This is a genomic window from Citrobacter sp. Res13-Sevr-PEB04-36 (assembly GCF_015672735.1).
Taxonomy (GTDB): domain Bacteria; phylum Pseudomonadota; class Gammaproteobacteria; order Enterobacterales; family Enterobacteriaceae; genus Citrobacter.
Map to the genome: position 1 here is coordinate 67,254 of NZ_JADABY010000037.1, position 23,921 is coordinate 91,174.

Sequence of the window (23,921 nt, forward strand, 5' to 3'; positions counted from 1 at the left end):
AGGCGTATCGTCAGCGCGGTTTTTAACATTTTTTATGACTCATTTTATCCGGCTAACGCTTCGGAGCTAACCGTGATCCAAACGCTATTTGATTTTCCACTCTATTTTAAATTTTTCATTGGGTTATTTGCGTTGGTTAACCCCGTAGGGATCATCCCTGTCTTTATCAGCATGACCAGCTACCAAACCGCAACTGCGCGTAACAAGACCAACCTGACGGCAAACCTGTCGGTGGCGATCATCCTATGGACCTCGTTGTTCCTCGGGGATGGGATCCTGCAACTCTTCGGTATCTCGATTGATTCGTTCAGAATTGCTGGTGGGATTCTGGTAGTGACCATCGCGATGTCGATGATCAGCGGAAAACTCGGTGAAGATAAACAAAATAAACAGGAAAAATCAGAGACCGCCATCCGTGAGAGTGTCGGTGTTGTCCCGCTGGCATTGCCGTTGATGGCGGGACCGGGTGCGATAAGTTCAACCATCGTTTGGGGAACTCGCTACCACAGCGCATTAAACCTGTTCGGTTTCTTTGTGGCGATTGCCCTGTTTGCTCTGTGCTGTTGGGGGCTGTTTCGCATGGCGCCCTGGCTGGTACGCTTGCTGGGGCAAACGGGCATCAACGTCATTACGCGCATTATGGGCTTACTGCTCATGGCGTTAGGGATCGAATTTATCGTTACCGGTATTAAATCCATTTTCCCTGGCTTGCTTGCCTGACGGGACCGTTCGCTACTAACGGAGTTGACCACCAACTCCGTTCTTTTCATTATCAGTAAAACTTCTCACTAAAGTTGAAAATCAGCGTTGAAATTGTAAAAGAAGCCGATCGTCAACTCCTCCATTATGCATTGATTTAAAAGATAATTATTTTTTAATCTGCACCGCTAGACAGAGTGCCCTCTGTTATTTTGCTAACATCATACTCTGGGGCTTGCTGAAGGATTATCGAAATGTTATTAGTTATTTCAGCATCTATTTTAGATGAATGTGCTAATTAATAACCAATTGTTAAATTTATGTGCACATTCACGACAGATTGGTACCGGACAGGGTTGCCAATCCTGATAATGATGCAATAGATTGTTTATCATGGATTTATTATAAAAATATCTCATTTTGATACCCATTTTTGTGCAATTTTTTTTCGATAAAAGAGAATTGCTTAACAAATCTGTAAAATGTATTGGCGGTTAAGAAACGCATTTGATACTTTCCGGCCAGGTATTTTGCAGAAGATTTAACGTTGATGAGAATTGTTTCCATTTTTCTTCCATCAACAGAGTAACCACGTGTGTCCGGCAGGGGAGGCACGTAGATAATCGACGCAAGGCGGTCGTACGAATCGCCAAAATAAATAAAGTCGGTGATAGCAAGCAGTAAACAATAAACCACCTGACGGCAGAAAATCTCCGGTGCCGTACAGGGATCCGTACAGGATTAACAGTCTGGTTAAAAAACCAGCCATAATAATGAGGGAGTACAACACAATGACTAACATCACTAAAAAAAGTTTAGTAGCGGCGGGGATTCTATCTGCGCTAATCGCTGGGAATGTTGCCACGGCGGCAGAAGTACCCGCGGGAGTTCAACTGGCTGAAAAGCAGACGCTGGTGCGTAATAATGGCTCGGAAGTTCAGTCTCTCGATCCACACAAAATCGAAGGCGTACCGGAATCCAACATTAGTCGCGATCTGTTTGAAGGTTTATTAATCAGCGACGTTGATGGCAAGCCATCACCGGGTGTGGCTGAAAAATGGGAAAATAAAGATTTTAAAGTCTGGACGTTCCATCTGCGTAAAGACGCAAAATGGTCGGACGGCTCCCCCGTTACTGCACAAGATTTCGTATATAGCTGGCAGCGCCTGGCAAATCCAAATACCGCTTCTCCATATGCCAGCTATTTGCAGTATGGGCATATCGTTAATATTGACGATATTATCGCCGGTAAAAAACCGATCACCGATCTCGGTGTAAAAGCCATTGATGACCATACTTTTGAAGTCACACTCAGCGAACCGGTTCCGTATTTCTACAAACTGCTTGTTCACTCATCTGTTTCCCCGGTGCCTAAAGCGGTTGTGGAAAAATTTGGTGATAAATGGACCCAGCCTGCGAACATTGTTTCTAACGGCTCCTATAAATTAAAAGATTGGGTCGTCAACGAGCGCATTGTGCTTGAGCGTAATACCAACTACTGGGACAACGCCAAAACCGTGATTAACCAGGTAACCTACCTGCCAATTTCTTCTGAAGTGACTGATGTTAACCGCTATCGCAGCGGCGAAATCGACATGACCTACAACAACATGCCGATTGAGTTATTCCAGAAACTGAAAAAAGAGATCCCGAACGAAGTTCACGTTGACCCGTATCTGTGTACCTACTATTACGAAATTAATAACCAGAAACCGCCGTTCAACGATGTTCGTGTGCGTACTGCCCTGAAGATGGCGCTGGATCGTGACATTATCGTCAACAAAGTGAAGAATCAGGGCGATCTGCCAGCTTACAGCTTCACTCCGCCGTATACCGATGGCGCAAAACTGGTTGAGCCAGAGTGGTTCAAGTGGTCACAGGAAAAACGTAACGAAGAAGCGAAAAAACTGTTGGCTGAAGCTGGCTTTACTGCAGAAAAACCGCTGACCTTTGATCTGTTGTATAACACCTCCGATCTGCACAAGAAGCTGGCTATTGCAGCCGCTTCTATCTGGAAGAAAAATCTGGGGGCCAACGTTAAGCTGGAAAACCAGGAGTGGAAGACCTTCCTCGATACCCGTCATCAGGGTAACTACGATGTTTCTCGTGCCGGCTGGTGTGCGGATTACAACGAACCGACCTCTTTCCTTAACATGGTGCTGTCAGACAGCTCCAACAACACCGTTCACTATAAGAGCGCGGCATTTGATAAGCTGATTGCCGATACGCTGAAAGTGACTGACGAAGCGCAGCGCAGCGAGCTTTATTCGAAAGCTGAGCAGCAGTTGGATAAAGACTCTGCGATTGTACCGGTGTATTACTACGTCAATGCCCGTTTGGTGAAACCATGGGTAGGTGGATACTCCGGTAAAGACCCGATGGATAATATCCACGTTAAAGACTTGTATATTATCAAGCATTAATGGCAAGACGTGGGGCGACCATCGTTGCCCCACAGTGTCTTTTTCTTCGAACTATAAATACCTCTCTGGCCGCATAAATGGCTTAAAGAGGTATAAAGGCACACGCCAGAAGGTACGGGCAATGTTAAAATTTATATTACGTCGCTGTCTGGAAGCGATTCCGACGCTATTTATTCTTATTACGATCTCATTCTTTATGATGCGTCTTGCGCCGGGAAGTCCTTTCACCGGTGAACGCGCGTTGCCGCCAGAAGTACTGGCGAATATTGAAGCGAAATACCATCTTAATGACCCTATCACCACGCAGTATTTCAGCTACCTGAAGCAACTGGCGCATGGCGATTTTGGACCTTCCTTTAAGTATAAAGACTATACAGTTAACGATCTGGTTGCCTCGAGCTTTCCGGTTTCGGCGAAGCTGGGTGCCGCTGCCTTTATCCTGGCGGTACTCGTTGGCGTCAGTGCCGGAGTTATTGCTGCGTTGAAGCAAAATACGCGCTGGGATTACACGGTGATGGGGGTGGCGATGACCGGGGTGGTTATCCCCAGCTTTGTGGTGGCCCCCTTGTTAGTGATGATATTTGCAATAACGCTGAAATGGTTGCCCGGCGGTGGCTGGAACGGCGGGGCGCTGAAATTTATGATCTTGCCGATGGTGGCGTTGTCGCTGGCTTATATCGCCAGTATCGCCCGTATCACCCGCGGGTCGATGATTGAAGTGCTGCACTCCAACTTTATTCGTACCGCACGGGCGAAAGGCTTGCCGATGCGGCGGATTATTTTTCGTCACGCGTTAAAACCCGCACTGCTGCCGGTGTTGTCCTATATGGGCCCGGCATTCGTCGGCATTATTACGGGGTCGATGGTGATTGAAACTATCTATGGTTTGCCGGGTATTGGTCAATTGTTCGTTAACGGCGCGCTGAACCGCGACTACTCATTGGTATTGAGCCTGACCATTCTGGTCGGGGCGTTAACGATTGTGTTTAATGCGATTGTCGATGTGCTGTATGCCGTTATCGACCCGAAAATCCGTTACTGATACTGGAGCTCGCTATCTATGATGTTAAGTAAGAAAAACAGCGAGACGCTGGAGAATTTCAGTGAAAAGCTGGAGGTTGAAGGTCGCAGCCTGTGGCAGGATGCGCGTCGACGCTTTATGCATAACCGCGCGGCGGTAGCAAGTCTGGTGGTGCTGGTGGTTATCGCGCTATTTGTGACCCTCGCGCCAATGCTGTCGCAGTTTACCTATTTCGACACCGACTGGGGAATGATGTCCAGCGCGCCGGACAGTGAGTCCGGGCACTACTTCGGTACTGATTCCTCGGGGCGTGACCTGCTGGTACGCGTGGCAATTGGCGGACGTATTTCGCTGATGGTCGGGATTGCCGCGGCGCTGGTGGCGGTGATTGTCGGCACGTTGTACGGATCGCTGTCAGGTTATTTGGGCGGCAAAATTGACTCTGTCATGATGCGCCTGCTGGAAATCCTCAACTCCTTCCCATTCATGTTCTTCGTCATTTTGCTGGTGACCTTCTTTGGGCAAAACATTCTGCTGATTTTTGTGGCGATCGGTATGGTCTCCTGGCTGGATATGGCACGTATCGTGCGTGGCCAGACGCTGAGCCTGAAGCGCAAAGAGTTTATTGAGGCTGCGCAGGTGGGTGGGGTTTCGACCGTGCGCATTGTTATCCGCCATATTGTCCCGAACGTGCTGGGCGTGGTGGTGGTGTACGCATCACTATTAGTACCAAGCATGATCCTGTTCGAGTCCTTCCTGAGCTTCCTGGGATTGGGGACGCAAGAACCATTAAGTAGCTGGGGAGCGTTGTTAAGCGATGGCGCTAACTCAATGGAAGTCTCGCCGTGGCTGCTGCTGTTTCCGGCAGGTTTCCTGGTGGTGACGTTGTTCTGTTTCAACTTTATTGGCGATGGCCTGCGTGATGCCCTCGACCCGAAAGACCGTTAAGGAGTGCAGCCATGAGCGTAATTGAAACCTCGACCGCGCCGCTCGCGCAACAACAGGCTAACGCACTGCTGGACGTGAAAGATCTGCGCGTGACGTTTGCCACCCCCGATGGTGATGTCACAGCGGTAAACGATCTGAACTTTTCGCTGCGTGCCGGAGAAACACTGGGTATTGTCGGTGAATCTGGTTCGGGGAAATCGCAAACGGCGTTTGCCCTGATGGGACTGTTGGCGGCCAATGGTCGCATCGGCGGTTCCGCGACGTTCAACGGACGTGAAATTTTGAATTTACCGGAACGCGAGTTGAATAAACTGCGTGCCGAACAAATTTCGATGATCTTCCAGGACCCTATGACTTCCCTGAACCCGTATATGCGGGTCGGAGAGCAGTTAATGGAAGTGCTGATGCTGCATAAAGGCATGAGTAAGGCGGAAGCGTTTGAAGAGTCCGTCAGAATGCTGGATGCGGTCAAAATGCCGGAAGCGCGCAAGCGTATGAAGATGTACCCACACGAGTTTTCTGGCGGGATGCGCCAGCGTGTGATGATCGCTATGGCACTGCTGTGTCGGCCAAAGTTATTGATCGCCGATGAGCCGACAACCGCGCTCGATGTCACAGTCCAGGCGCAAATTATGACGCTGCTGAATGAACTGAAGAGCGAATTTAATACCGCGATTATTATGATCACCCACGATCTGGGGGTGGTTGCCGGGATTTGTGACAAGGTCCTGGTGATGTATGCCGGGCGTACTATGGAATATGGCAGCGCGCGCGATGTCTTTTACAAGCCCGTCCATCCGTATTCCATCGGTTTGCTCAACGCGGTGCCTCGTCTCGATGCTGAAGGGGAAGAGATGCTGACCATTCCTGGCAACCCGCCAAACCTGCTGCGTTTGCCTAAAGGGTGTCCGTTCCAGCCTCGTTGTCCGCACGCCATGGAAATCTGTAGCAGCGCTCCGCCGCTGGAAGAGTTTAGCCCAGGCCGTCTGCGCGCCTGCTTTAAACCGGTGGAGGAACTGGTATGACAACGGCAACTGAACAACGAAAAGTGCTGCTCGAAATTGCCGACCTTAAAGTCCATTTCGATATTAAAGACGGCAAGCAGTGGTTCTGGCAACCTTCAAAAACGCTGAAGGCGGTTGATGGCGTGACCCTGCGATTGTATGAAGGCGAAACCTTAGGCGTGGTGGGTGAATCAGGCTGTGGTAAATCTACTTTTGCCCGTGCGATTATCGGTCTGGTGAAAGCCACCGATGGCAAGGTAGCCTGGCTGGGTAAAGATTTGCTGGGTATGAAACCCGATGAGTGGCGGGCGGTACGCAGCGATATTCAGATGATTTTCCAGGACCCACTGGCCTCATTAAACCCACGTATGACCATCGGTGAAATTATCGCCGAACCGCTGCGCACTTATCATCCGAGCCTGTCAGGGCAGGAAGTGCGAGACCGTGTGAAGACGATGATGATGAAAGTGGGGTTGCTGCCGAATCTGATTAACCGCTATCCGCATGAATTTTCGGGCGGGCAGTGTCAGCGTATCGGGATTGCTCGCGCGCTGATCCTTGAGCCAAAATTGATTATTTGCGATGAACCGGTTTCCGCGCTGGATGTGTCGATTCAGGCGCAGGTAGTGAACCTGTTGCAACAACTACAGCGAGAAATGGGATTATCGTTAATCTTTATTGCCCATGACCTGGCGGTGGTTAAGCATATCTCTGACCGTGTGCTGGTGATGTACCTGGGGCATGCAGTGGAACTGGGCACCTATGACGAGGTGTACCATAATCCGCTGCATCCTTATACCAAAGCACTGATGTCGGCAGTACCAATTCCCGATCCCGACCAGGAGAGGAACAAAACCATCCAGCTACTGGAAGGCGAATTACCGTCACCAATCAATCCGCCGTCTGGCTGCGTGTTCCGTACCCGTTGTCCGATTGCCGGACCGGAATGTGCAAAAACGCGACCTGTTCTGGAAGGAAGTTTCCGCCACGCTGTTTCCTGCCTGAAAGTAGACCCGCTATAATCGGGAGGGCTGACAAAGGTCAGCCCTTCTTATAGGTGAGGTGAATGTGTCTGGTTTTGTGTCCTCTGTCCGCCGCGCTGTCTATCGTAAATTATTCGATTTAAACACGCGCTCAGGCCGCCGTTTTGAAGGTCTGTGCGCGCTGTTTGCGTTGCTTAGCGTCATTGTTATCTTCGTCGAGTCGGGCGTCGGGACGCAATATCATTTAACGTATGATGAATGGCGTTCTTTTGTCTGGCTGGAAATTTTTATTACTCTGGTCTTCACCGCCGAATACTTACTGCGATTATGCTGCTGGGCCAATCCGGCAAAATATGTGTTTAGTTTTTGGGGCATTATTGATTTGGCCACCATTCTGCCGCTGTATGTGATGTGGCTATGGCCAGAAATGAGTCTGAACTATGTGTTCGCCTGGCGAGCGATGCGGGCGATTCGAGTGCTACGGATCCTCAAATTGCTGCGTTTTATGCCCTCGCTGATGGTGTTTTGGGGAGCGATAAAAAGCGCGCGCCACCAGTTGATCCTGTTCTATTCATTTATCGCCATTTTGATGATCATTTTTGGTGCGCTGATGTACCTTATCGAAGGGCCGAAGTACGGATTTGATACGCTGAATGCGTCGGTGTACTGGGCAATCGTGACGGTAACGACGGTTGGGTATGGGGATATTGTGCCGCACACACCGTTGGGACGTATAGTGGCGTCGGTACTTATCCTGATCGGTTACTCCGTGATTGCGATACCTACAGGGTTGATTACCACACATATGAGCAGCGCGTTTCAGCATCGACAGAATCAGCGTCAATGCCCTCAGTGCCAACAGCATCAGCACGAGCACAGCGCGCAATTTTGTAACCGTTGCGGCAGTAAGCTTCCGGATTAAATAAAAAAAGCTGCGAGAGCAGCTTTTTTGTTTGGCTTATTCGCGCCAGAGAATATGGCAGAGCTTGTGATCTTTTTCGCGGCATAACAGGACGCGCGCGAAAATATCGTTAATCTCGCCATCTTCTGAATCAGCCAGCCCAATGACCACTTCGGCAAAGAAGTCAGGGTTCAGGTCAAAGTCGACATGCTCCTGCCAGTCTTCCGCTGGGTCAAATAACTCTGCGCCGCCGCGTTCTTCAAACTGCAAATTGAACAGCAGAACGTCAGCAGGGTCGAGATTGTCTGTCGCCAGTTCGAGAAAAATATCATAAGCCTGCTCAAGCGTTTCGTCTTCAGTCAGGCGATTGTTTAAATCCATATCCATAATGACTACCTGTTTACCGTCTCTTGGGCACGTTTTACAGCAACGGGCTAAAGAAGTAAAACAGTCGCTCGGTGATCCGTTGCCAGAGTGGCCTTTTTAACCACAACCGCGCATCAAGCAGGCGAGAACGGGAGATATAATCGTCCTGAACTGCCGCGAGATCGGCACCAAATCCGGCATCGTCAATCACCAGTGTGATTTCAAAATTCAGCCACAGACTGCGCATATCCAGGTTTACGGTACCGACCAGACTCAACTCGCCATCGACCAGCACACTCTTGGTATGCAACAAACCCCCTTCAAATTGGTAAATCTTAACGCCAGCTGCCAGCAGCTCGGTGAAAAAGGCCCGGCTTGCCCAGCCAACCAGCACGGAATCATTTTTACGGGGGAGAATAATGCTCACATCCACCCCACGCTGCGCCGCCGTACAGATAGCATGCAGCAGATCGTCGCTGGGCACGAAGTAGGGTGTGGTCATAATTAAATATTCACGCGCAGAGTATGCCGCGGTCAGTAACGCTTGATGGATCAAATCATCAGGAAAACCCGGGCCGGAGGCAATGGTATGAATCGTGTGCCCGCTGGCCTGCTCAAATGGCATAATATTGGCATCAGGGGGTGGAGGTAAAATGCGCTTACCGGTCTCAATCTCCCAGTCACAGGAATAGACAATCCCCATCGCGGTGGCGACCGGACCTTCCATCCTCGCCATCAGATCAACCCATTGTCCGACGCCGGCATCTTGCTTAAAGAAACGCGGGTCAACCATGTTCATACTGCCGGTGTAAGCAATATAATTGTCGATCATTATCATTTTACGGTGCTGTCGCAGGTCCATACGGCGTAAGAAGACACGCATCAAGTTAACCTTCAGCGCCTCGACGACTTCAATACCTGCATTACGCATCATTGCGGCCCACGGACTGCGGAAGAACGCCACGCTGCCTGCAGAGTCCAGCATCAAACGACAGTGAATACCGCGTCGCGCCGCGGCCATTAAGGATTCTGCAACCTGATCGGCCATGCCGCCGGGTTGCCAGATATAAAACACCATCTCAATATTGTGCCGCGCCAGTTGAATGTCACGGATCAACGCCTGCATTACGTCATCGGAACTGGTGAGTAACTGGAGTTGGTTTCCTTTAACGCCGCCAATGCCCTGACGGCGTTCGCACAGCTTAAAAAGAGAAGAGGCGACGCTGCTGTTCTCCTGAGCAAAAATATGCTTACAGGCTTTCAGATCGTTCAACCATTTGGCCGTTGAAGGCCACATTGCTCTGGCGCGCTCGGCACGACGTTTGCCCAGATGGAGTTCACCAAAGGACAGATAAGCAATGATCCCGACCAATGGCAGAATATAGATGATCAAAAGCCAGGCCATTGCGGAGGGCACTGCGCGTCGCTTCATTAAAATGCGTAATGTTACGCCAGCAATGAGTACCCAGTATCCCAGAATGACCAGCCAACTCACCACGGTGTAGAAGGTTGTCATAAATTTAAAAATCCTTTTGAAAGCGTATTGTTAAGAGTTTACGCATCAGGATTCATCTGGCAAATAAAAACACGGGAAAACTACTGGTCTGCATTCGGTCAGGCGGTATAATGTCCGCACTGTGACTGTAAGAGTAGTTAACATGAAGCGTAGTAGAACGGAAGTAGGGCGCTGGCGGATGCAGCGTCAGGCTAGCCGCCGTAAAGCGCGTTGGCTTGAAGGACAATCGCGCCGCAATATGCGCATCCACACCATCAGAAAGTGCATTCTAAACCATCAACGTAACTCGTTGCTGTTTGCAATCCACAGCATCTGATCAAAAAGGGCACCGCTGGTGGTGCCCAATGACCACAGCACAACCCGCTATCTTTTTCCCCTCGGGCAGTTCATATTCTGCGATATTCAATCGGCACGCTTATTCATTTATTGATTGCTCACGGCGGATGTATTTGTAACAATGCGCCAGAAATGACTAATTATTATAAATATTCACCAATAATTTTTGTACGATAATTGATAAATGGAGTTTAAATGAAGTATTTAATGGCGCTGATGCTGAGTATGATGTTGTCTGGCTGCACGGCAACTGACTGGATTGATGCTGCTGGTGGCATCATGCAGGCAACAGATAAAAATCAAAAAGATGCCAGGACTAAGCGAATAAATGCGGCTAATAAAGCTGCTGGATATTAAACCCTCAACGAGTTAATGCCACTTCTGGTGATGCAATCCAGAAGTGGTGTTGGATTTTCCAGATAGACAATATGGTGTATCATATTGTTTTAATTGATCATTTTAAACTGGTTTGATGTTTTAACTCGCATGGCAGATCACTTTGCAGAAGTGAAATCCATAATAAAATCATCACGAGAAACCGTTAGTTAATGGAGAATTGACAGCATTTCTCTGCTCTATTATACGTCTGTCGAAAAGGCCATCATTATATATAAAGCGATTCGCTGCATAACATTTACCAGATACTTTAATTCTCTAACCACTAAGTAGTACACGCCATGGCGGGTATTGAAAATTGCAATAATAAAGGTGCATTGATTGTTATCTATTCATATGCACCCTTTTGAATATTATAAGCGGATAGATAGTTACCCGATTTATTAATGTAGGCGTAACGTTGTTGCTTAAAATACTTTCTTATATGGTTTTACTGAAACTTGCGCATAAACCCCCGCAGCCACATAAGGGTCGGCTTCAGCCCACGCCTGTGCTGCTTCTAACGATTCAAATTCAGCAATGACGGTTGAGCCGGTAAATCCGGCCGCGCCTGGGTCGTTGCTATCCACGGCGGGCATAGGGCCTGCAGTCAACAGGCGACCTTCGTCATGGAGCAATTGCAGACGTGCCAGATGCGCTGGGCGTACGGAAAGACGTTTTTCGAGAGAATTGGCGATATCTTGAGCATAAATAACGTACAGCACGGATAGAGCTCCTTGAACGGTAAAAGTCGTTAATTACGTTATTGGAAAGGCCTTATAACTGCAACGGAAAGATAACTGATTTGTTAAGCCCCTACTTCAGAAGTGGGTTTTTATCATAAAATCGCGTTTTAAATGCCGCTTACCGTCATGGGCTTATTGAATATGATTGCTATTTGCATTTAAAATCAGGGCCTGGTTTTTTAACTGAAACGATTATGACTTCAATGACCCTTGATTTACCTCGTCGCTTTCCCTGGTCGACGTTCCTTTCCGTCGGCATTCATGGTGCTGTAGTGGCAGGTCTGCTGTATACCTCGGTACATCAGGTTATTGAACTGCCTGCGCCCGCGCAGCCGATTTCTATCACGATGGTCGCGCCTGCTGACCTCGAACCGCCGCAGGTCGTTCAACCGCCGCCGGAACCCGTCGTGGAGCCTGAACCGGAGCCCGAACCGATTCCTGAGCCGCCAAAAGAGGCTCCGGTCGTCATCGAGAAACCGAAGCCGAAGCCAAAACCGAAACCCAAACCGGTGAAGAAAGTGCAGGAACAGCCGAAGCGTGACGTTAAACCGGTTGAATCGCGCCCAGCTGCGCCGGTTGAAAACACCGCACCAGCGCGGTCGACCACCAGTACCGCACCAGCCACCAGCAAGCCGACAGTCAGTGCGCCTGCAGGCCCGCGTGCACTGAGTCGTAATCAGCCACAGTACCCTGCACGTGCGCAGGCGCTACGTATTGAAGGTCGCGTAAAAGTAAAATTTGACGTGACGTCTGATGGCCGGGTTGAGAATGTGGAGGTACTTTCCGCACAGCCTGCCAATATGTTTGAACGTGAAGTGAAGAATGCGATGCGTAGATGGCGCTATGAGGCAGGTAAACCTGGCTCAGGACTGGTGGTGAACATTGTCTTCCGCCTGAACGGTACCGCACAGATCGAGTAAGATGTTGGCCGGATGAGACGCTACGCCGCCATCCGGCAATTATCACTGTGATGGCCTGATAGCGACGTTAACGCGTCTAATCAGGATGATGCGGGGATCGGACGGGGTTTGCCGTCTTTATCGACAGCCACGTAGATAAACAACGCTTCGGTGGCTTTGTAGCGCTGTCCAATTGGCTCCGATGCTACTTTCTTAACCCAGACTTCAATATTAATGCTGATTGACGTGGTGCCGCGCTTCACGCAGCGGGCATAGCAACAGACCACGTCACCGACGGCAACCGGGCGTAAAAAACTCATTCCTTCCACTCGCACCGTGACCACACGGCCATGCGCGATTTCTTTGGCCTGAATAGCGCCACCGATATCCATTTGTGACATCAGCCAACCGCCAAAAATATCACCATTAGCATTGGTATCGGCAGGCATGGCCAGAGTACGTAAAACCAGCTCACCTTGAGGGGTGTTATTCGTTGTTGTCATTGTAGAACCGACTGTAGAGAAAGATTACAGGCGCGATGCTACTAGAATTTGTGGGCTGAGAACAGAGGGGATAAGGCGCGCAACGCGGTGTTAAGGTGAGAGAAGAACATGGTCGGGTAAAAATTCGCCAGATCTGTCGATCTGGCGAATGGTCATTATGATTTATCTTCCTGCGGTAGATGGCGGTAAATATAAACCCCGCTCAGCAGCGTGAAGATTAACGTCAGGGCAGTTAAGCCGAATACTTTGAAATTAACCCAGATATTTTGCGGCAACCAAAACGCGATGTAGATGTTCGCCAGGCCACACAGGAGGAAAAAGACGGCCCACGCCAGGTTTAGCTTCGACCATACCGGCTGCGGTAGTGTCAATTCTTTGCCTAACATGCGCTGAATCAGCGGTTTTTTCATCACCCACTGGCTTACCAGCAAGGCACCCGCAAACAGTCCATAAATCACGGTTACCTTCCACTTAATGAATTCATCGTTGTGGAAGAAAATGGTCAGACCGCCAAATACGGCCACCAGAATAAAGGTGATCAACGCCATCTTCTCGACCTTGCGATAGCGAACCCAGCTGTAAATCAACACAATGGCTGTCGCGACAATCAGTGCCGAGGTCGCCGCATAGATGTCATAAAGCTTATAAAAAGCGAAAAAGACAACCAGCGGTAAAAAATCAAGAAACTGCTTCATTCTTCGATTCCGTAATCAAAAAAGCATCGACCGTGAGGCCGGGATGCGTTCAGGGTTTATTGGCGAATCAGCATATACAGGCGGAACAAATAGATCAGCAGCACGGCAGAAATCATATTGCTCAGCGTATTCGCCACTACCGCGCCGACGTTCGGCGTGAGTACTGCAAACGTGGGGGCTAACAGCAACAGTGACGTTTTCGCCAACAACCAACCGATCACGGCGGGCGCAACCAGTCGCATATTAGACCACGACAGACGCATACTGTTGCGCATTGCCACAAAGACTCCCATCTTATCCTGAACCATCATCACTGGCGCAAGCGACAGCAGAATGGCCAGCAGGATGCCGGGTACAACGACCAGCATAATACCGATTTGCACCAGTAGGGTAGTCAGAAAAATCAGAATAAACAGCTTAGGTAATACCGGTGCACTAGCGCCAATCGCCCGAAGTGCGCTGACCCGATGGCCTGCCGAAATTAACTGAATCATCAGAATAATGCCGCCAGCGAGGATGGCATTACCGATAAGTCCAGAAAACGTCGAGGCCGCAGATGCGCGTAACAGGATTTGCTGCTGTTCCGGCGTCATGTTCTGCACCAGATCGAACAGTCCCACGCTATTGGTTATCTGATCCCCTTCACTGAGTTGCGCTATCTGCGCATCGCTGGGGGAAAAAGCATGCCCGAATACCACTGTGATAAACGCGCACAACAACGATACCAGCAAGATGGTAATGAATTGATTACGGAAAAAGTTTCCCGTGTCACGGTAAACGGACTTCGCCGTGATTGACATGCACTCTCCTTGAGTTTTGCAGGTGTTCATTTGCGGGCAATTGTACCCTGGATAACTCTACAGTGGCAGCATCGCGAGGTGTATGGAAAAGCATATCTTTGTAAAGCGCCGGTAATTTTTGGCTATGGCTTCAGCGTTATGCAACAACGCTGTTTGTTCTGTGTACACCATGGCGTCATTACGTCCGCATACCATTGATGAGGAAAATGCTCACATGATGGAAATATATCAAAATTGATCTGAATTAAGTTAACCAGGATTTTGAATGCAAGTTCTAACTTAATCTGGATCAATAAATGTTAAATTACAGGACTCAATGTGATCTGTGTTAGATCATTTATTACTCCATTGTAGGTATATTCATTCCGCTTTTATAACCATAACGATGGAGCGGACATGAAAAAATTAACAGTGGCAGCATTGGCATTAACAACTCTACTTTCCGGGAACGCATTTGCGCATGAAGCAGGAGAGTTCTTTATTCGCGCAGGTTCTGCAACCGTAAGACCGACGGAAGGCGCGGGCGGTACGCTGGGCAGTTTGGGTGGGTTTGACGTCAGCAATAACACGCAACTAGGGCTGACATTCACCTATATGGCGACCGACAATATCGGTGTTGAATTACTGGCAGCAACGCCGTTTCGTCATAAAATCGGCACCGCAACCACCGGTGATATCGCAACCGTTCACCATTTACCGCCAACGTTAATGGCGCAGTGGTACTTCGGTGACTCCAGCAGCAAGTTACGCCCTTATGTCGGCGTCGGCGTTAACTACACCACGTTCTTCGACGAAGGATTTAATGATAACGGTAAAAAAACCGGATTATCTGACCTGAGCCTGAAAGACTCCTGGGGGGCGGCGGGGCAGGTGGGGATGGACTACTTAATCAACCGTGACTGGCTGATTAACATGTCGGTCTGGTACATGGATATCGACACCACTGCAAGTTACAAACTGGCTGGCGCGCAGCAGCGTGACAGCGTACGCCTTGATCCGTGGGTGTTTATGTTCTCTGCGGGTTATCGTTTTTAACCTCTTGATTCAAAAACTGAAATGCTGGTCGTACTTCGACCAGCTTTTTGTGTCCTGATTTTCCCTTCCTGCCTTTTCACCTTTCGATGAAATGCTACTCTTTAAGCAAACCTGCTTTGAGAGCATTCACGATGGAGTTGACCCGCCAACTGCTGCAGCAAAAAATTTCACTTCTGGAATCATCAACTAACGATGACATGGCAGATTTCACCCTGTATGCTGCGCGCGCGCTGCTGGTGTATATGGGCCGGGTGGAGAGCCTGGAAAAAAGCCTTGCCGTACCGATAAAACTCCCTTTTTGTAGCGCCAGTCCGGTTTGTGAAATTGAAGCCGGCTATGCCGCAGGGGTAAGTGATTGCCGAGAGGCCATTCGCCGGGCAGGCTATCCGATTGATGGTGATGATTAGTTTGCGAATTTGTTAATAAAAGTGTGCTTTTCATGTATAAATCTGTAACTTAGCGCTCAGGTAACTGATTTGGTCATGCTGTTAACTATCAGGGTGGACTCGTGAAGATTGTGCAGGATAAGCTCAGAAACAGGCAGGCTTTGCTGGTCTCGGGTGTCATTACACTGATATTTACGTCACTATTCCTTTTTATCATTTACGAGCAGCGTACAGCCACCGCGAGTGAAGGCATTAATCGGTTGCAGACGCGTCTCATGGACATCTTTAACGACAATGAACTGATCGCGGATGCCATCGGTGAGCGCTATCACCACACCATTAATGGCGGGCGATGTGGCGATATGTCGCGCTTTGTTCCACGCGAGGCGGGGGAATGGGGGATTAACGCCGACCGAAAGCGGGTACATTCGGCGTCTGGAACCATTATCGCTAAGCAGGCTAATCAACAGGCTCTATGTATGTTTACCGCCGCAGAGTTTATCCGCGGAATGGTGAATGAGCTCAATCCGGGCACCTTCGACGCACATCGCTATATCATCGCCAAAGATGCGGGTTATTTTTACTGGTTTACCCCGTCCGATTCGCGCAATTTTACTTTTTCTGATTCTGAGATGGCGCTGAATATTGCCAACTTTTTCTATCCGCCGGTCGATTTTTATACCCGACTACTGCAAAAGAACGTCAAAAATAAAGCCCTTAGTTCGACCAATTTTTATACCGATAAAATCACCGGTGATAAGGCGTACAGTGTCGTGAGCTATATTTACGATCTGTCAGGTGATGACATCTCCGATCATATTGTGGCCTATCTGGTCTATGATCATTCGAAATCTGAACTGCAAGAAGCGTTGGCAAACGCCTTTGATTACCAGCTTCCACCTGGGCTCAACGTGGCGATGGTGAATTTACTCAACAACGAGAGTCTTTGTTTAGCCGGTAAATGTGTCGCGATAAACAACGCCCACGTCAGGTTGTTGTCAGATAAATACGCGCTGCACTACTCGATATCGCTCGGTCGTTTTATGGTGGGTGATGCTCATGCCGGGATTGTGATTCTACTGGCGCCGTTCTTCTTTATTATCATTAGTTTTTCGTTAAAGTCGTGGCTGAATGAAAGTGACCTCAAGGTATATATCGATTCCCTGACTGGGTGCTTTAACCGGCGCATCCTCGACATTATTAAGCGCCGGGATTTATCCCATTGTTCGGTGGTGCTACTGGATTGTAATAAGTTCAAGGCAGTCAACGACACCTGGGGCCATGCGGCAGGGGATCGTGCGCTGCAAACCATCGCCAACAGAATGCTGTCTAATACCCGAACCAGCCACGACCTGGTGATTCGGACCGGTGGGGATGAGTTTATGATCCTACTGTTTCGCTCTCAGGCGAGTGACGCTATCGCCATTGCCGAGCGTATTAGTGGGCAGGTTAATAATCACGTATTTGTGGTGGAGGGGCACACTGTGCCGCTGTCTGTGTCATGGGGAATTGCGGAAGTGAACGGTGAACTGGATGTGGCTATTCAGAACGCGGATAACGCGATGTACAAAATGAAGCAGGCGAAAGAAGAGTAAAACCGCCAGATTTACGCTGGCGGTTGTGGCTTCTTACTGATGAGTGGCGGCTTTCATCGCGCTGACAAAGGCTTTTAGCTCTGCCAGCATTTGTTCCGGTGCGGCGACGTTTTTCTCAATGATTTTCACAATCGCCGAGCCGGAAATCGCCCCGGCAGCCCCCGCTTCAATCGCTCCCGTGACCTGCTCAGGCGCAGAGATACCAAAGCCTTGCAGCGACGGCGGCGCATCGTACTGTTTTAGCTTTTCGACCAGATGATGCAGCGGCAACGCGGCACGATTTTCAGCGCCAGTCACGCCAGCACGAGACAACAGATAGGTATAACCGCGCCCATGGGACGCAATCTGGCGCAGCAGGTCGTCATTGGCGTTAGGCGGGCAGATGAAAATGGGGGCCACGTTGTGGCGCAGCGCTGCCGCCCTGAATGGTGCGGACTCTTCAACCGGCACATCGGCGACTAATACCGAATCCACCCCGACTTTTTCACACTGTGCGTAAAACGCATCAATACCCTTACTGAACACCAGGTTGGCATACATCAGCAGACCAATGGGAATAGTCGGGTGTTTTTGTCGGATCAGCGCGAGCATTTCGAAGCATTGCGACGGCGTGACGCCAGCGGCAAAAGCACGTAAGGTCGCGTCCTGAATAGTTGGGCCGTCAGCCAACGGGTCGGAGAAGGGAATTCCGAGTTCGAGTGCGTCGGCACCGGCTTCGATCAACGTATCAATAATCTTCAGCGACTGTTCAACAGAAGGGTCGCCGAGGGTGACGAAGGGGACAAATGCACCTTCTTTGCGGTCCTTCAGCTGTGCAAACAGGTTTTCATAACGTTCCATCAGATTTCCCCTCGTGCTTTCAGAATATCGTGTACGGTAAAGATGTCTTTGTCGCCGCGACCGGAGAGGTTAACCACCAGCAGCTGCTCTTTTTCCGGATCCTCGCGCATCATTTTCAACGCGTGCGCCAGGGCATGTGATGATTCCAGGGCCGGAATGATCCCTTCATGCAGGCACAGGGTCTTGAAGGCTTCCAGCGCTTCGTCATCGGTAATTGACACGTAATCGGCGCGGCCAATGCTGTTCAGGTAGGCATGCTGTGGCCCGACAGACGGGAAATCCAGACCGGCAGAAATCGAGTAGGACTCTTCGATTTGTCCCTCTTCGGTTTGCATCATCGGCGATTTCATGCCGAAGTAAATCCCGACGCGACCATGCTTCAACGGCGCGCCGTGTTCACCGGATTCAATCCCATGTCCGCCCGGTTCAACGCCAATCAGCCCGACGCTGGTGTCATTAATAAAGTCCGCAAACATACCGATAGCATTCGACCCACCACCCACGCAGGCGATAACGGCATCTGGCAGACGACCTTCTTTTTCGAGGATCTGCGCTTTGGTTTCTTCACCGATCATGCGCTGGAACTCACGTACAATGGTCGGGAAAGGATGCGGGCCCGCCGCTGTACCAAGCATATAGTGCGCAGTATCGTAGCTGCCAGACCAGTCGCGCAGCGCTTCGTTACAGGCATCTTTCAGTGTGGCGGAGCCGCTGTGTACCGGGATCACCTCGGCGCCCATCAGCCGCATACGGAACACGTTAGGAGATTGACGTTCGATGTCTTTCGCACCCATATAGATGCGACACTTCAGGCCAAGCAAGGCACAGGCGAGCGCGGAGGCTACGCCGTGTTGACCGGCTCCTGTTTCAGCGATGATCTCCGTTTTACCCATACGTTTTGCCAGCAGCGCCTGACCCAACACCTGGTTGGTCTTGTGCGCACCACCGTGCAGCAAGTCTTCACGCTTCAGATACAGCGTGGTGCGAGTGCCCGCAGTAATGTTTTGGCATTTGGTCAGCGCAGTAGGACGGCCTGCATAGTTTTTCAGCAGGTCGGTAAACTGCGCCTGAAACTCAGGATCTTTCTGTGCGCTGACGAAGGCTTCTTCCAGCTGGCACAGGGCAGGCATCAGAATCTGTGGCACATACATGCCGCCAAATTCACCAAAATAGGGGTTGAGTAATGTTGTCATGTCCTTTTCCTTAATATGCGCGCAGTGTTTGAAAGACCGAGGCCAGCAGACGCGCATCTTTGATGCCCGGCTGTGACTCTACGCCAGAATTGAAATCGAGACCGGCACAGCCGGTTTTAGCCGCTTCGACGCAGTTATCTGCACCGAGTCCGCCAGCCAGTAAAACGTTATCCAGTGATTGTCCACCCAACAGGGACCAGTCAAAGCGCTGTCCGCTGCCGCCCTGGCCATTGTCGAAAACGTATTTATCAACACGCTGATAGCTGCGGGCTGGCAGTGACTCGCCCACGCTTAGTGCTTTCCAGATTTGCACCTGTTGCGGTAATGCCGAGCGCAATGTGTCGACATAGGTCTGATCCTCGTTCCCGTGCAGCTGCACGGCTGTCAGTGACAAATGCCCGACGGTGGCGCACACGTCATCGATATTGCTGTCGCAAAACACGCCAACGTACTGCAGCGGCGCACCGGTCATGACCTCACGCGCCTGATCAACACTGACTGCACGTGGTGACGAAGGAACAAAAATCAGGCCACCATAAATTGCGCCGGATTCATACGCCGTGTGGGCATCCTGCGCGCGCGTCAGGCCGCAGACTTTATTCTCGCCGAGCAAAACGCGACGCACCGCGGCATGCAGGTCCTGATGCGACATCAGCGCGGAGCCAATCAGAAAACCGTTGGCGAAATGGCTGAGTTCGCGCACCTGGCCGTAGGTATTAATGCCGGACTCGCTGATGACGGTCACGCCGTGGCCCAGTCGTGGTGCCAGTTGGCGGGTGCGATTGAGGTCAATCGACAGGTCGCGCAGGTCGCGGTTGTTAATGCCCACGACTTTTGCGCCAAGCGCAATGGCACGTTCTAGCTCTTCTTCGTTGCTGACCTCGGTCAGTACGCCCATTTTCAGGCTGTGCGCCACGGCGGCAAGCTGACGATATTGTTCGTCATCCAGCACGGACAACATCAGTAAACAGGCGTCAGCCTGGTAGTGACGGGCCAGGTAAATCTGGTAAGGATCGATAATAAAGTCTTTACACAGAATCGGCTGCGGTGCGATGCGGCTGACGATGGGCAGGAAATCAAAGCTTCCCTGGAAATATTTCTCGTCGGTTAGCACGGAAATCGCCGAGGCATAATGTTTATACACACCCGCAATGTGTGCCGGGTCAAAGTCATCACGGATCACGCCTTTTGACGGAGAGGCTTTTTTGCACTCCAGAATAAACGCGGTACGCGCGCCTTGCAGCGCATCATAAAAGTGTCGCGAGCTGGGCTGAACATCATTTTGAAAGCTGGCCAGCGGTTGTTGTTGTTTGCGGGCTTCTACCCAAATCGCCTTGTCTGCGACAATTTTCGCTAAAACGGTTTGCATCATTTACCCTCTTGCTGCCAGGGCGGTGACCCGGTCATAGGCCGCACCGCTACGCAGGACATTAATCACGATTTGTGCGTTGGCTTTTAAATCTTCTTCGCCGTGCAGGCGCATTAACATGGCGACATTCGCCGCCACGGCGGCCTCGTGCGCGGCTTCACCTTTACCTTGTAACAAGCGACTGAGAATGTCACGGTTTTCTTCCGGCGTGCCGCCCGCCAGCTGTTCCTGGTGATATGGCGTCAGGCCAAAGTCGTCTGCCGTTAGCTGATAGCTCTTGATTTCACCGTCATGCAATTCGGCCACAATGGTCGGTGCATGCAGTGAAACTTCATCCATTCCGCCGCTGTGCACCACGGCTGCACGCTGATATCCCAGCACGCGCAGGGTTTCGGCAATGGGCAGTACCAGTTCCGGGCTGTAGACGCCGATCAGCGCCAGTGGCGGATGCGCAGGGTTAATCAGCGGTCCGAGCACGTTAAAAAGCGTGCGGGTTTTGAGCTGCTGGCGAACCGGCATGGCGTGACGAAAACCGGTGTGATATTTCGGCGCAAACAGGAAACATACGCCCAGTTCGTCAAGCGCCAGACGCGACTTATCGGCATTCATATCCAGGTTGATGCCAAAGGCTGCCAGCAGATCGGATGATCCTGATTTACTGGAGACGCTACGGTTACCGTGCTTCGCCACCTTTAACCCACAGGCCGCGGCGACAAACGCGCTGGCGGTGGAAATGTTGATGCTGTTGCTGCCGTCACCGCCGGTCCCGACAATGTCGGCAAACAGATAGTCCGGACGCGGGAAAGGCGCGGCGTTCTCCAGCAGGGCCGTCGCCGCCCCGGCAATTTCATTCGGATGCTCACCGCGCACTTTCATGCTGACCAGTGCGGCAGCCAGTTGTTCCGGCTTCAGTTCACCGCGCACAACCGCAGAGAACAATTGGTGGCTCTCCTGCTGGGACAGCGTCTGGGCCTGATACAGTTTTTCGAGAATAGGTTGCAGCGTGTTGGTTTGTTCAAGCTTCTGCTGCGCCCAGGCCAGCGTTTGCTCCAGCAGACGCGCGCCCTGAGTGGTGAGAATTGATTCCGGATGGAACTGGAATCCGCACACGCGGTCGGTGTCGTGGCGAACCGCCATCACCATACCGTTGAAGTGGGCGTTAATGGTTAAGCCCGCCGGGACGTTGCTGCCGACCAGTGAATGGTAACGTGCCACCGGCAGGGGATTAGCCAGACCGGCGAACATTTCCTGGCCGTCGTGTTCGATGCTGGAGGCTTTACCGTGCAGGATTTCTCCCGCCTGACCCACATACCCGCCGTAGGCTTCGACAATCGCCTGATGCCCAAGGCAAATCCCGATGATCGGCAACTTGCCGCGCAGGCGAGTTAATAACTCCGGCATGCAGCCCGCTTCGCTTGGCGCCCCCGGACCTGGTGAGAGCATCAGTACCGGGTTTTTCATGGTCGCCAGGCGGTCAATTAAAGTCTGTGCAGGGATATGGTTGCGGTAAATCACTACGTTGTGGCCGTTGGTACGCAGCTGATCTGCCAGGTTATAGGTAAAAGAGTCGATGTTATCGAGCAGCAGAATATCAGCCATTAGAAAATCTCCTGTGCATGGTGCGCGGTGGCGATAGCACGCAGAACCGCACGCGCTTTATTACGGGTTTCATCGGCTTCAGACTGCGGTACAGAATCCAGAACAATCCCGGCACCGGCCTGCACGGTGGCGATACCGTCTTCTACCAGGGCAGAACGAATCACAATACAGGTGTCCAGATCGCCGTGGGCGGTGAAGTAACCGACCGCACCGCCATAGCTACCGCGGCGGCGACCTTCAGCCTCGGCGATGAGCTGCATGGCGCGCACTTTCGGCGCACCGCTCAGCGTGCCCATATTCATACAGGCACGGTATGCATGCAGGACGTCAAGGTCGTGACGAAGTTCGCCGACCACGCGGGAAACCAGGTGCATCACGAAGGAATAACGGTCAACTTTGGTCAGGTCGGCCACGTAGCGACTGCCCGGGGTGCAGATACGCGCCAGGTCATTACGCGCCAGGTCCACCAGCATCAGGTGTTCGGAAAGTTCTTTATGGTCTGTGCGCATTTCCAGCTCAATACGGCTGTCGAGATCGCGATCCAGCGAGCCGTCAGCACGACGACCGCGCGGGCGGGTCCCGGCGATCGGGTAGATCTCAATCTGGCGGCTGGTGGCATCGTATTTCAGCGAACTTTCCGGCGAGGCGCCGAACAACGTGAAATCGTTATCCTGCATGAAAAACATGTACGGGCTGGGATTACTCTTTTTCAGCACATAATAGGCAGCAAGTGGTGACGGGCAGGGCAGCGAAAAGCGGCGGGAAGGCACCACCTGGAAAATCTCACCGGCACGAATGGCTTTTTGCAAACTGCGCACGACGGTACCGAACTCTTCATCGCTCTGATTACACTCGCAGCGCATTTCTGGTACTTCGATAACGGGCAGCAGCGGCGCGGGTTCGGTTAACTGCTGGCTCAACTGCGCCAGTCGGTGGGCCAGACGCTGTTTTTCTTCCTCGCAGGGCGTGAACACGCTGGCCTGAATACGGGTGCTTTTTTTCTGGTGGTCAATGACCATCAGGGTTTCGGCCAGGTAGAAGCAGTAATCAGGGCAGCGGTTGCCGGCTTCAAGCTGGGGTAAATCTTCGAATCCGGCGACCAGATCGTAGGAAAACAGACCGCCGAAGAACATAGCTTCACGCTCCTGCTCTGGCACGTTAACCAGTTCCTGCATTAAACGGAACGTGTCAAAGACCGACAGGGAACATAAGCGGGCATCTTCATCCAGCAGTGGGCTGACAGCCGGGAAGCGCAGCTGACGGGTATTCGGCTGTTGTTGGTTTTCAACGCCAGCGGGCAGGGCAGCATCCAGCAACGGGAGCAGGGAGGCGCCATTCGCCGACAATGCCTGAATAGTGACGGTGTCACCTAAGGCGGTAATACGCAGCGCGCTGTCGACCAGCAGCAGGCTCTTCAGGTCGTCCTTGCTGTCGATATCGGCGGATTCCAGTAACAACGTCGCCGGGCGCGCACCACAAACCTGATGAAACAGCTCGGTCGGGTTGTTACGGTAGGCTGCGTCACAGGCCAGCAGTTCGAGTGTCGGTTTTTGTGTTTGCATCGTTATTCTCATTAATTTTGTTCAAAAAAAAGCCCGCTTAGTTGGCGGGCCGGGTATCTGGTTGCATATTGCAGACGTAAGACACTGCCCGAAATCAGGAAGTGCGCCACCCACCGTGCAGGACATA

The 23,921-nt window shown here is 51.2% G+C and carries 25 protein-coding genes, 1 pseudogene and 1 other annotated feature; of the genes and pseudogenes, 13 read left to right on the plus strand and 13 right to left on the minus strand.

The features are described 5' to 3' along the window. The first annotated feature begins 72 nt into the window (after positions 1–72). Entirely contained in the window at positions 73–720 is a 648-nt protein-coding gene (locus tag IMQ48_RS10655) for a YchE family NAAT transporter (protein WP_196209003.1), read from the plus strand. 381 nt (positions 721–1,101) lie between these two features. Here the strand turns inward: IMQ48_RS10655 and IMQ48_RS10660 are convergent, their stop codons facing one another. Further along, the gene (locus tag IMQ48_RS10660) at positions 1,102–1,266 is read right to left on the minus strand and encodes a hypothetical protein (protein WP_196209004.1); all 165 of its coding nucleotides are present in this window, start codon (positions 1,264–1,266) and stop codon (positions 1,102–1,104) included. A gap of 224 nt (positions 1,267–1,490) precedes the next feature. Between IMQ48_RS10660 and oppA the strand changes: the two genes are divergently transcribed. From oppA to IMQ48_RS10690, 6 genes are all read left to right on the plus strand, one after another. Continuing rightward, positions 1,491–3,122 (plus strand): oligopeptide ABC transporter substrate-binding protein OppA, encoded by a 1,632-nt coding sequence (oppA, locus tag IMQ48_RS10665; RefSeq protein WP_196209005.1) that lies wholly within the window; start codon positions 1,491–1,493, stop codon positions 3,120–3,122. Between the two features lie 121 nt (positions 3,123–3,243). Beyond that, positions 3,244–4,164, plus strand: coding sequence for an oligopeptide ABC transporter permease OppB (oppB, locus tag IMQ48_RS10670; protein ID WP_096756798.1), 921 nt, complete (start codon positions 3,244–3,246; stop codon positions 4,162–4,164). An 18-nt stretch (positions 4,165–4,182) separates the two neighbouring features. After that, positions 4,183–5,091 (plus strand): oligopeptide ABC transporter permease OppC, encoded by a 909-nt coding sequence (gene oppC, locus IMQ48_RS10675; RefSeq protein WP_196209006.1) that lies wholly within the window; start codon positions 4,183–4,185, stop codon positions 5,089–5,091. Between the two features lie 11 nt (positions 5,092–5,102). Beyond that, a complete protein-coding gene (gene oppD, locus IMQ48_RS10680; protein WP_135322074.1) occupies positions 5,103–6,116 on the plus strand; it encodes a murein tripeptide/oligopeptide ABC transporter ATP-binding protein OppD in 1,014 nt (337 codons plus the stop codon). Continuing rightward, entirely contained in the window at positions 6,113–7,117 is a 1,005-nt protein-coding gene (gene oppF / locus IMQ48_RS10685) for a murein tripeptide/oligopeptide ABC transporter ATP-binding protein OppF (RefSeq protein ID WP_135322073.1), read from the plus strand. Before oppD ends, oppF begins: the two co-directional genes overlap by 4 nt. A 46-nt stretch (positions 7,118–7,163) precedes the next feature. Next, positions 7,164–8,000: an ion transporter gene (locus IMQ48_RS10690; protein WP_196209007.1), complete on the plus strand. Its 837-nt coding sequence runs from the start codon at positions 7,164–7,166 to the stop codon at positions 7,998–8,000. Positions 8,001–8,036: 36 nt separating this feature from the next. On the opposite strand, the gene IMQ48_RS10695 is transcribed toward IMQ48_RS10690, so the two are convergent. Beyond that, entirely contained in the window at positions 8,037–8,366 is a 330-nt protein-coding gene (locus IMQ48_RS10695; RefSeq protein ID WP_096756803.1) for an HI1450 family dsDNA-mimic protein, read from the minus strand. A 34-nt stretch (positions 8,367–8,400) separates the two neighbouring features. After that, positions 8,401–9,861: a cardiolipin synthase gene (cls, locus tag IMQ48_RS10700; protein ID WP_196209008.1), complete on the minus strand. Its 1,461-nt coding sequence runs from the start codon at positions 9,859–9,861 to the stop codon at positions 8,401–8,403. Positions 9,862–10,003: 142 nt separating this feature from the next. Between cls and IMQ48_RS10705 the strand changes: the two genes are divergently transcribed. Together IMQ48_RS10705 and IMQ48_RS10710 are read left to right on the plus strand one after the other, a co-directional pair. Then, entirely contained in the window at positions 10,004–10,177 is a 174-nt protein-coding gene (locus IMQ48_RS10705) for a YciY family protein (RefSeq protein ID WP_094301000.1), read from the plus strand. Positions 10,178–10,392: 215 nt separating this feature from the next. Continuing rightward, positions 10,393–10,554 carry a hypothetical protein gene (locus IMQ48_RS10710; protein ID WP_196209009.1) on the plus strand — a complete coding sequence of 54 codons (162 nt, stop codon included), beginning with the start codon at positions 10,393–10,395 and terminating at the stop codon, positions 10,552–10,554. Positions 10,555–11,000: 446 nt separating this feature from the next. Here the strand turns inward: IMQ48_RS10710 and IMQ48_RS10715 are convergent, their stop codons facing one another. Further along, positions 11,001–11,297, minus strand: a complete 297-nt coding sequence (locus tag IMQ48_RS10715) for a YciI family protein (RefSeq protein WP_196209010.1) — start codon at positions 11,295–11,297, stop codon at positions 11,001–11,003. A gap of 215 nt (positions 11,298–11,512) precedes the next feature. Between IMQ48_RS10715 and tonB the strand changes: the two genes are divergently transcribed. Further along, positions 11,513–12,238: a TonB system transport protein TonB gene (gene tonB / locus IMQ48_RS10720; RefSeq protein WP_196209011.1), complete on the plus strand. Its 726-nt coding sequence runs from the start codon at positions 11,513–11,515 to the stop codon at positions 12,236–12,238. A gap of 80 nt (positions 12,239–12,318) precedes the next feature. Here tonB and yciA read toward each other — a convergent pair whose 3' ends face one another. The 4 genes and pseudogenes from yciA to IMQ48_RS23050 form a co-directional block, all read right to left on the minus strand. After that, entirely contained in the window at positions 12,319–12,720 is a 402-nt protein-coding gene (gene yciA, locus IMQ48_RS10725; RefSeq protein WP_196209012.1) for an acyl-CoA thioester hydrolase YciA, read from the minus strand. Positions 12,721–12,875: 155 nt separating this feature from the next. Continuing rightward, on the minus strand, positions 12,876–13,415 hold the full coding sequence (locus IMQ48_RS10730; protein WP_196209013.1) for a septation protein A: 540 nt from the start codon (positions 13,413–13,415) through the stop codon (positions 12,876–12,878). Positions 13,416–13,471: 56 nt separating this feature from the next. Next, positions 13,472–14,215, minus strand: a complete 744-nt coding sequence (locus IMQ48_RS10735) for a YciC family protein (protein ID WP_196209014.1) — start codon at positions 14,213–14,215, stop codon at positions 13,472–13,474. Between the two features lie 28 nt (positions 14,216–14,243). Then, positions 14,244–14,330 (minus strand): annotated as a pseudogene (locus IMQ48_RS23050) (YkgJ family cysteine cluster protein); the annotation flags it as partial. Positions 14,331–14,611: 281 nt separating this feature from the next. Between IMQ48_RS23050 and ompW the strand changes: the two are divergent. The 3 genes from ompW (at position 14,612) to IMQ48_RS10750 (ending at position 17,231) form a co-directional block, all read left to right on the plus strand. Beyond that, complete coding sequence (ompW, locus tag IMQ48_RS10740; protein WP_196209015.1) at positions 14,612–15,250, plus strand: outer membrane protein OmpW; 639 nt, start codon at positions 14,612–14,614, stop codon at positions 15,248–15,250. 131 nt (positions 15,251–15,381) lie between these two features. Continuing rightward, positions 15,382–15,657: a hypothetical protein gene (locus IMQ48_RS10745; RefSeq protein WP_196209016.1), complete on the plus strand. Its 276-nt coding sequence runs from the start codon at positions 15,382–15,384 to the stop codon at positions 15,655–15,657. 101 nt (positions 15,658–15,758) lie between these two features. Next, positions 15,759–17,231 carry a GGDEF domain-containing protein gene (locus tag IMQ48_RS10750; RefSeq protein ID WP_196209017.1) on the plus strand — a complete coding sequence of 491 codons (1,473 nt, stop codon included), beginning with the start codon at positions 15,759–15,761 and terminating at the stop codon, positions 17,229–17,231. Positions 17,232–17,264: 33 nt separating this feature from the next. Here IMQ48_RS10750 and trpA read toward each other — a convergent pair whose 3' ends face one another. Genes trpA through IMQ48_RS10775 form a run of 5 tightly spaced genes read right to left on the minus strand, consistent with a single transcriptional unit; the run spans position 17,265 to position 23,794 of the window. Further along, a complete protein-coding gene (gene trpA, locus IMQ48_RS10755) occupies positions 17,265–18,071 on the minus strand; it encodes a tryptophan synthase subunit alpha (protein ID WP_196209018.1) in 807 nt (268 codons plus the stop codon). Further along, positions 18,071–19,264: a tryptophan synthase subunit beta gene (gene trpB, locus IMQ48_RS10760; protein ID WP_196209019.1), complete on the minus strand. Its 1,194-nt coding sequence runs from the start codon at positions 19,262–19,264 to the stop codon at positions 18,071–18,073. Before trpB ends, trpA begins: the two co-directional genes overlap by 1 nt. Before the next feature lie 10 nt (positions 19,265–19,274). Beyond that, on the minus strand, positions 19,275–20,636 hold the full coding sequence (gene trpCF / locus IMQ48_RS10765; protein WP_370551851.1) for a bifunctional indole-3-glycerol-phosphate synthase TrpC/phosphoribosylanthranilate isomerase TrpF: 1,362 nt from the start codon (positions 20,634–20,636) through the stop codon (positions 19,275–19,277). Beyond that, complete coding sequence (trpD, locus tag IMQ48_RS10770) at positions 20,637–22,232, minus strand: bifunctional anthranilate synthase glutamate amidotransferase component TrpG/anthranilate phosphoribosyltransferase TrpD (RefSeq protein ID WP_096756814.1); 1,596 nt, start codon at positions 22,230–22,232, stop codon at positions 20,637–20,639. Beyond that, positions 22,232–23,794: an anthranilate synthase component 1 gene (locus tag IMQ48_RS10775; RefSeq protein ID WP_196209020.1), complete on the minus strand. Its 1,563-nt coding sequence runs from the start codon at positions 23,792–23,794 to the stop codon at positions 22,232–22,234. Before IMQ48_RS10775 ends, trpD begins: the two co-directional genes overlap by 1 nt. Before the next feature lie 23 nt (positions 23,795–23,817). Beyond that, positions 23,818–23,912 (minus strand) — a sequence feature (Trp leader region). Positions 23,913–23,921 lie beyond the last annotated feature (9 nt).

Bases quoted from the DNA above. Each gene is read 5' to 3' on its own strand.
- yciA (WP_196209012.1), bottom strand. From the start codon at position 12,720: ATGACAACAACGAATAACACCCCTCAAGGTGAGCTGGTTTTACGTACT.
- IMQ48_RS10745 (WP_196209016.1), top strand. From the start codon at position 15,382: ATGGAGTTGACCCGCCAACTGCTGCAGCAAAAAATTTCACTTCTGGAA.
- IMQ48_RS10730 (WP_196209013.1), bottom strand. From the start codon at position 13,415: ATGAAGCAGTTTCTTGATTTTTTACCGCTGGTTGTCTTTTTCGCTTTT.
- tonB (WP_196209011.1), top strand. From the start codon at position 11,513: ATGACTTCAATGACCCTTGATTTACCTCGTCGCTTTCCCTGGTCGACG.
- cls (WP_196209008.1), bottom strand. From the start codon at position 9,861: ATGACAACCTTCTACACCGTGGTGAGTTGGCTGGTCATTCTGGGATAC.
- IMQ48_RS10660 (WP_196209004.1), bottom strand. From the start codon at position 1,266: ATGGAAACAATTCTCATCAACGTTAAATCTTCTGCAAAATACCTGGCC.
- IMQ48_RS10735 (WP_196209014.1), bottom strand. From the start codon at position 14,215: ATGTCAATCACGGCGAAGTCCGTTTACCGTGACACGGGAAACTTTTTC.
- trpD (WP_096756814.1), bottom strand. From the start codon at position 22,232: ATGGCTGATATTCTGCTGCTCGATAACATCGACTCTTTTACCTATAAC.
- IMQ48_RS10695 (WP_096756803.1), bottom strand. From the start codon at position 8,366: ATGGATATGGATTTAAACAATCGCCTGACTGAAGACGAAACGCTTGAG.
- oppD (WP_135322074.1), top strand. From the start codon at position 5,103: ATGAGCGTAATTGAAACCTCGACCGCGCCGCTCGCGCAACAACAGGCT.
- ompW (WP_196209015.1), top strand. From the start codon at position 14,612: ATGAAAAAATTAACAGTGGCAGCATTGGCATTAACAACTCTACTTTCC.
- oppA (WP_196209005.1), top strand. From the start codon at position 1,491: ATGACTAACATCACTAAAAAAAGTTTAGTAGCGGCGGGGATTCTATCT.
- trpB (WP_196209019.1), bottom strand. From the start codon at position 19,264: ATGACAACATTACTCAACCCCTATTTTGGTGAATTTGGCGGCATGTAT.
- trpA (WP_196209018.1), bottom strand. From the start codon at position 18,071: ATGGAACGTTATGAAAACCTGTTTGCACAGCTGAAGGACCGCAAAGAA.
- IMQ48_RS10775 (WP_196209020.1), bottom strand. From the start codon at position 23,794: ATGCAAACACAAAAACCGACACTCGAACTGCTGGCCTGTGACGCAGCC.
- IMQ48_RS10705 (WP_094301000.1), top strand. From the start codon at position 10,004: ATGAAGCGTAGTAGAACGGAAGTAGGGCGCTGGCGGATGCAGCGTCAG.
- IMQ48_RS10710 (WP_196209009.1), top strand. From the start codon at position 10,393: ATGAAGTATTTAATGGCGCTGATGCTGAGTATGATGTTGTCTGGCTGC.
- oppB (WP_096756798.1), top strand. From the start codon at position 3,244: ATGTTAAAATTTATATTACGTCGCTGTCTGGAAGCGATTCCGACGCTA.
- oppF (WP_135322073.1), top strand. From the start codon at position 6,113: ATGACAACGGCAACTGAACAACGAAAAGTGCTGCTCGAAATTGCCGAC.
- oppC (WP_196209006.1), top strand. From the start codon at position 4,183: ATGATGTTAAGTAAGAAAAACAGCGAGACGCTGGAGAATTTCAGTGAA.
- trpCF (WP_370551851.1), bottom strand. From the start codon at position 20,636: ATGATGCAAACCGTTTTAGCGAAAATTGTCGCAGACAAGGCGATTTGG.